This is a genomic window from Paractinoplanes ferrugineus (genome assembly GCF_016862195.1).
GTDB classification, from domain to species: domain Bacteria; phylum Actinomycetota; class Actinomycetes; order Mycobacteriales; family Micromonosporaceae; genus Actinoplanes; species Actinoplanes ferrugineus.
Genome location: NZ_BOMM01000056.1, coordinates 177,048 through 183,047, shown reverse-complemented (window position 1 = coordinate 183,047; position 6,000 = coordinate 177,048). Strand labels below are relative to the sequence as shown.

Annotated in this window: 4 protein-coding genes; 2 read left to right on the top strand and 2 right to left on the bottom strand. The window is 70.1% G+C overall.

The window, feature by feature from the left end:
- The first annotated feature begins 83 nt into the window (after positions 1 to 83).
- Complete coding sequence (locus Afe05nite_RS32230; protein ID WP_203821027.1) at positions 84 to 794, top strand: SDR family oxidoreductase; 711 nt, start codon at positions 84 to 86, stop codon at positions 792 to 794.
- A gap of 32 nt (positions 795 to 826) precedes the next feature.
- Complete coding sequence (locus tag Afe05nite_RS32225; protein ID WP_203821026.1) at positions 827 to 2,299, top strand: ATP-binding protein; 1,473 nt, start codon at positions 827 to 829, stop codon at positions 2,297 to 2,299.
- Here the strand turns inward: Afe05nite_RS32225 and Afe05nite_RS32220 are convergent.
- Both Afe05nite_RS32220 and Afe05nite_RS32215 read right to left on the bottom strand, forming a co-directional pair.
- A complete protein-coding gene (locus Afe05nite_RS32220) occupies positions 2,268 to 3,491 on the bottom strand; it encodes an MFS transporter (protein ID WP_203821025.1) in 1,224 nt (407 codons plus the stop codon). The genes Afe05nite_RS32225 and Afe05nite_RS32220 overlap by 32 nt on opposite strands.
- A 9-nt stretch (positions 3,492 to 3,500) precedes the next feature.
- Positions 3,501 to 5,738, bottom strand: a complete 2,238-nt coding sequence (locus tag Afe05nite_RS32215) for a putative bifunctional diguanylate cyclase/phosphodiesterase (protein WP_307835663.1) — start codon at positions 5,736 to 5,738, stop codon at positions 3,501 to 3,503.
- Between the last annotated feature and the right edge of the window lie 262 nt (positions 5,739 to 6,000).

Here is a 6,000-nt window from a genome sequence, read left to right as displayed (position 1 = left end):
ACTAGTACGGCCAGGACTAGGACTGCGACTCCAAGGACTGCGGCGGCCTTCTCGGGCGGGCCGGGTCGGGGCAGGCTCGGAGGATGCGAAACGAACGGGTGCTTATCGTCGGTGGCGGGTCCGGGATGGGGCTGGCGCTCGCGCGGCGGCTTCTCGGTGCGGGGGCTGAGGTGCACATCGCGGGGAGGTCGGCGCGGCGGCTGGCCGGGGCGGTTCGGGAGTTGGGTGATCCGGGAAAGCTGACCACAAGCGTCGTCGACATCGGGGATGAGGACGGGGTGCGGGCGCTGGTGGCAGCGGAACGCGACCACGTTGTCGTTACCGCGGTGGAGGCGGTTGGTTCCTACTATCCGATTCGCGATTTTCCGCTGGCGGACGCCCGGAAGGTCCTGGCGACCAAGGTGCTTGGTCCCTGGCTGGTGGCGAAGCATGCCAAGCTGCGGGCGGGGGGTTCGATCACCTTCACCTCGGGGGTGGCGGCCTACCGGCCGGGTCCGGGTTCGTCGGTGCTGGCCACGGCGAACGGCGCGCTGGAAGCCCTGGTGCGGACCCTGGCGGTGGAGCTGGCCCCGATCCGTGTCAACGTGGTGTCGCCGGGCTGGGTGGACACCGGGATCTGGGACGTGCTCGCGGGTGCGGCGAAGAACGAGCGGCTGGCTGCGATGGCCGCGAAGTTGCCGGCCGGTCGGGTGGGCCGGCCGCAGGACATCGCGGCGGCTTTCGAGGCGGTCATGACGAACGGTTTTCTGACCGGCGAGACCCTGCACGTCGACGGCGGGCATCGGCTCGTCTGACGTTGTGTGTGATCGCGTGCAACTCTTGGTGCATGTCTGACGCCAGCTTTGCACGACCGCGCGGGGAAAGCTTTGAGTATGCCGGGGCCACCGTCGAGCTGATCGAGGCGACAACGGTGCTGGCCGCGGCCCGGGTCAACCCGGTTGATCTGCTTCGTCATGCCGTCTGGCCGGCGCCGGTGCGGCGGGTCGACCTCAGTGTGTCCAGTGCGGAGCGGGGCGCGGACGGGCCGGTGCACGTGTTCTCGGCGGCGGTCAGCACCGCCGACGAGCCGCTCTCCAAGGAGCGCATCCGTGCGCTCGTGCTCGGCAACGATCCGGTCGGGGTGCTGCTCGCCAAGCGGATCGAGCAGGGCGACCCGATCGCCACGCGCATCGTGGACGGTGTCGGGGCGGCCGCCGCTGCCGCGTACCGCAAGCTTGGTCTGGACAAACCCGCTCAGCCGGTGGCTGACCGCCGGGCCGAGACCATCGCCGATGCCGTCGTCGGCCTGCAGGCCGGCGTGACCTACGACGAGAGCGGGACCGTCGTGCGCCTCACCGCCGAGGTGGCGCGCGACGAGGTCACGCCCGCGCACCTGCAGGCGTTCGTCGGGCTCACCCTGCAGACGGTGATCGAGCTCGCCGGGCCCGACTCGATCAAGGGGCGGCGCTATGTGATCAGCCGGGAGCAGCTTCCGCAGACGCCGGCCACCACGCAGACCGTCACGCTCGACATGGTGGGCGGCCTCACCGAGGTGGTCGCCGAGCTGCGGCAGATCGCGGTGTCGTTCCGGCATCCGGAAGCCATGGCGCGGTGGGGTGCGCGCCGGCCGCAGGGCCTGCTGATGTACGGGCCGCCCGGCACCGGCAAGACGATGCTGTCCCGCGCGCTCGCCAACGAGATCGGCGCCGACTTCCGGGAGATCCGCACCCCGGAGATCCTCGACAAGTGGCTCGGCGGTTCCGAGCGCAACATCAAGCAGATCTTCCGGGACGCGCGCCGTTACCGGGTGCCGACGCTGATGCTGTTCGACGAGTTCGACTCGATCGTCAGCTACGCCGGCGTCGGAGGCGACGCGGCCAGCCAGGCGCTCAACGCGGTCGCGGGCATCTTCAAGCAGGAGATGAACGACCTGATCGAGGAAAATCCGAACGTCATCGTGGTTGCCACCACCAACTTCCCGCATCGAGTGGACGACTCGCTGATCAGGTCGGGCCGCTTCGACGTGAAGATCAGCGTGCCGAAGCCGGACGAGGCCAGCCGGGCCGAGATCTTCCGCAAGATGATCCAGGGCCTGATCGGCGCGCACGAGCAGCCCGGTTTCACCATGTTCGCCGACGACCTGAACCTGCAGGCACTGGCCCACGCGAGCCACGGCATGACCGGCGCGGACATCAAGGAGGTGCTGCGTCGAGTGCAGCTGACCAAGGCCATGCAGGACGCGCGCACCGGAGGGAACGTCTCGCCGATCTCCCAGGACGAGTTGCTGGCTAGCGTACGGGAACTGCTCGGTCCGCGCTGACCCGCTCCCGACAGGGCAGCAGTACCGAGCTCGCGGCCACCAGCAGGCCGCACACCAGCAGCGCGAAGCGCACGCTGGTGGCGGCGGCGAGCGCACCGCCCAGCAGCGTCGCGAGCGGCTGGGTGGTGCGTGAGGTGACCTGCCATGCGGCGATGACCCGGGAGAGGTAGCGGTCCTCGGTGTGGGTCATCCGGTAGGTCGCGAACGCCGGGTTGAAGACGCCCGACCAGAACAGGGCCAGCAACTCGACCCCGATCAGCAGGAGCAGCCCCGGGGTGCCGGCCGGTATCGCGGCCAGGAAGACGAACCAGACGGCCCGGCCGACCCCGGAGATCAGCAGGATCCGGCGGTCGCCGAAGCGGGCGGACAGCGGTTTGAGGGCGAGGGCGCCGAGCACTCCGGCCGCGCACGGGATGCCCCAGCCGACGCCGTACTGCCACGCGGCGAAGTGCAACTCGCCGATCATCAGGACGGAGAGCAGCGGCGTGGCGGCCATCATCGAGGCGCCGAACACCTGCGAGTTGAAATAGAGGGAGCGCAGGCCACGGTGGGCGAGGATGTAACGCCACCCGGCCCCGATCTCGGCCCACCGGTCGGTGCCGGCGACGCGCACCGGCGGGGTCGGCTCGGGCGCGCGTAACCGCCGTACCCAAAAGGCCGAAAGCACGAAGCTGAGGGCGTCGGCCGACAGCGTCCACCAGACGCCCAGCCAGGAGGTCAGCCCGCCGCCGGCGGCGGGGCCGACGCTGTACGCGGTCCAGAACGTCGCCTCGAAGCGGCCGTTCGCGGCCGCCCGGTCCGCCGGGCCGGTCAGAGCCTTGAGGTGGGCCCCGCTCGCCGCGGTGAACGCGATCGCGCCGACCGCCTGGAGCACCGACACCACGCAGAGCTGCGCGAACGTCAGGAATCCGAGGGCCCACGCGATCGGCACACTGATAACCGCGACGGCCCGCAGCAGGTCGGCGGCGATCATCACGGGACGCTTGCGGCGGAACTCGATCCACGGGCCGGCCGGCAGCCCGAACACCGCCGCGGCCAGCCCGCCCAACGCCGCCAGCAGTGACACCTCGAACGCGGGAACCTTCAGGACGAGTATCGCGACCAGGGGGATCGCGCCGAAGCTCAGGCCGGTGCCGGCCTCACTTATCGCGTACGCCGTCCACAGCCGCCGAAAGTCCGCACCGAGAGCCACCCGGGCACTCTAGACGGCGGCCACCGGCCGGTGGTGGAAGTCCGGTTCCGCCGCGGGTCGGCCGAAATGGTAGCCCTGAGCGAACTGGTAACCGAGCCGATAGAGCTCGGCCGCCTGCTCGGCGGTCTCCACGCCCTCGGCCACCGCGGTCAGCCCCAGACCGTTGCTGACCTGGATCAACGCGGTCGCGATCACCGCGTGCCGACCGGCCATCGTCAGGTTGTCGACGAACGACTTGTCGACCTTCAGGACATCGACCGGCACCGTCTGCAGCAGGCCGAGCGACGAGTGTCCCGTGCCGAAATCATCGAGCGCTATGTGTACGCCGAGAGCCTTCAGATCCTTGACCGCCTGCACCGCCGTGCCCCCACCGAACACCGCCGTCTCGGTGACCTCCACGATCAGGTGGTCGGCGGACATCCCGGTGTTCTCGAGGACGTCCGCCACGAGCTGGGCGAAGCCGGGCTCGTTGAGCTGCCGTGCCGACACGTTCACGCTGATCCGCTGGGGCGCGTCGACGCCGTGCTGGTCGCGCCACCGGATGAACTGGGCGCAGGCGGTCCGCAGGATCCACTCGCCGAGCTCGACGATCAGGCCGTTCTGCTCGGCGACCGGCACGAACTCGGCCGGGCTGACGAACCCGCGCTCCGGGTGCTGCCAGCGCACCAGCGACTCGACGTAGCGCAGGCGGCCCTCGGGCAGCGCCACGATCGGCTGGTAGACCATCCGGAACTGGCCGGTGTCCAGGCCGGTGCGCATCTGGACGCCGAGGCGCGCCGCCTCGTTCGTCTGGTTGTCCAGGTCGGGGGAGTAGCGGCGGTGCTGCCGGCTGCCCGCGTCCTTGGCCGCGTACATCGCCACGTCGGCGCGGCGCAGCACCTCCACCGGATCGTCGGTGCCGGCCGTGTCGGCGATCCCGAACGTGGCCGCCACCAGCAGCTCGTGGCCGCCGACCGAGACCGGCTCGTGCAGCGCCTCGACGAGCCGCCGCACAACGGCGTCGCCGTCCTCGACCCCGCCGGCCACCAGGACGGCGAACTCGTCACCGCCCATCCGGGCGACCAGATCCTGCTCACGCAGTGCCCCGGTCAGGCGAGCGGCCACCTCCACGAGCAGGCGGTCGCCGACGGTGTGCCCGTACAGGTCATTGACGATCTTGAAGCCGTTGAGGTCGAGCAGGCACACCTGGGCCGGCCCGGTCACGACCGCCCGCGTCACCGACTGCTCGAAGAGCCGGCGGTTGGCGAGGCCGGTGAGGTCGTCCCGCATGGCCAGGTCCTCGAGCTTGCCGGCCTGGTCGCGCACCTGCCCCACGAACCCGCTCAGCCGCGCCAGGACCAGCAGGAACAACGCGACCGCGCCGAGTCCCACGGCGAGCCAGTTGATCTCGTCGCGCCGCAGGCCCTGGGTGAACAGGACGGCCGGCACCAGCAGGGTGCAGGCGGCCAGCAGGGTCAGCCGGCCGCGGCCGAAATCCTTCGGACCGGCCGGCTTCTCCACGCGCGGATGCACGGTCGGGTGCAGCGCGGCGGCGGCCCAGGCGACGTACCCCAGCAGGAAGCCCGAGTTGATCACGCCGCCGGAGTACTGCGAGAACGAGGCGGTCAGCGTCCACGCCACGTCACAACCGAGGTTGAGCAGGCAGCCGGCGGCCAGCAGCAGCACGCTCGGGGTGCGACTGCCGGTCCGGGTCAGCATCCTCGTGACGACGGTGCACATCAGCACGTCGAACGTCGGATAGGCAACCGAGACCAGTCGCGTCAGCGCCGGCGTGCCGTGGTCGGTGAGCGTCGGCTCGATGAGGAACACCCAGTAGACCAGCCCCACCCCCACCGCGATCACCGCGGCGTCGATGACTCCGGCCAGGTCCCGCGGCCGGTCACCCCGCCGCCGCCCGCGCGACGCCCCGAGCAGACCGGCCCACAACATCGGATAAGCAACAAAATAAAAGGCGTCATCCCAGTACGGGTATGGGTGTGTGCCCAGTACGAGGCCGCTGACCTCGTACATCACGTCAGCGAGTACGAACGTGAGCACCCCGCCCGCGAACAGGTACCACGACCCACGGTTGGGCGCCCGGTTCCGCCGTACCCCCACGATGATCACGGCGAAGGCCGCAAACCCCACCCCGTTGTACACGAGCGTGGACGCCACACTGCCCTCAGGAATGGCCAGGTAGCCGAGGGAAACCAGCACCCCGACCGTCAGCCACGCCCACCACCCCCGCATGCCCAGCGAGATCGACAAACCAGCCGCCCGCTTGAGCCCCCGCCGCCCGCAATCTCGCCCTGCCGTTCCACCCGGCCCTTTCGCAGTGGGCGCCTTGTCCCTCCCGCAATGGTAGCGAGCGCATAGTCCTCCTTTCACCCTATTGTCCGACCGCGCAAACCTTGATGGATGCCCGCCGCCGATTCGCCATTTATCCCTACTACGGCTTCCTCGTAGGCCCATGCCGTATCCGTGCGGAATTCGTGCCGCGAGTCCCATTCCGGTGTCGATGGTGGTGGGA